This is a genomic window from Bacillus sp. IT-79MI2 (assembly GCF_949768135.1).
In the GTDB taxonomy this organism is placed as follows: domain Bacteria; phylum Bacillota; class Bacilli; order Bacillales; family Bacillaceae_G; genus Bacillus_A; species Bacillus_A pseudomycoides.
The window spans coordinates 1-629 of the sequence record NZ_CATKPV010000002.1 but is presented as its reverse complement, the minus strand read 5'-3'; the positions used below and the strand labels follow the sequence as shown (position 1 = coordinate 629).

Annotated in this window: 5 tRNA genes and 1 rRNA gene; all 6 read right to left on the bottom strand. The window is 49.0% G+C overall.

Features of this window, described 5'->3' with window-relative positions:
* Nucleotides 1–14: 14 nt before the first annotated feature.
* Nucleotides 15–89 (bottom strand) — tRNA-Gly (locus ACM6HU_RS00035).
* Nucleotides 90–118: 29 nt separating this feature from the next.
* Nucleotides 119–199 (bottom strand) — tRNA-Leu (locus ACM6HU_RS00030).
* Between the two features lie 13 nt (nt 200–212).
* Nucleotides 213–288: transfer RNA gene (locus tag ACM6HU_RS00025), tRNA-Lys, on the bottom strand.
* Nucleotides 289–301: 13 nt separating this feature from the next.
* Nucleotides 302–377, bottom strand: a tRNA-Thr gene (locus ACM6HU_RS00020).
* A 5-nt stretch (nt 378–382) separates the two neighbouring features.
* Nucleotides 383–458 (bottom strand) — tRNA-Val (locus ACM6HU_RS00015).
* A 4-nt stretch (nt 459–462) separates the two neighbouring features.
* Nucleotides 463–578 (bottom strand): 5S ribosomal RNA (rrf, locus tag ACM6HU_RS00010).
* Nucleotides 579–629: the final 51 nt, after the last annotated feature.

The following is a 629-nucleotide window of genomic DNA, read 5'->3' as shown; positions in this document are numbered from 1 at the left end:
ATCATATTGTAAATTGGAGCGGAAGACGGGATTCGAACCCGCGACCCCAACCTTGGCAAGGTTGTATTCTACCACTGAACTACTTCCGCTCGATATGAAATTGATTTCGCTTATAAAGTGCGGGTGAAGGGAGTCGAACCCCCACGCCAAAGGCGCCAGATCCTAAGTCTGGTGCGTCTGCCAATTCCGCCACACCCGCGAATTATTATAAATGGTGAGCCATGAAGGACTCGAACCTTCGACCCTCTGATTAAAAGTCAGATGCTCTACCAACTGAGCTAATGGCTCGTACAAGAAAAACTGGTGCCGGCTAGAGGACTTGAACCCCCAACCTACTGATTACAAGTCAGTTGCTCTACCAATTGAGCTAAGCCGGCGTATATGGTGGAGGATGACGGGATCGAACCGCCGACCCCCTGCTTGTAAGGCAGGTGCTCTCCCAGCTGAGCTAATCCTCCATTTGCCTGGCAACGTCCTACTCTCACAGGGACAAGGTCCCAACTACCATCGGCGCTAGAGAGCTTAACTTCCGTGTTCGGTATGGGAACGGGTGTGACCTCTCTGCCATCATTACCAGACTTTTATTATTATACACATTCTTTTTAGAATGTCAACAGGAATTTTAAATA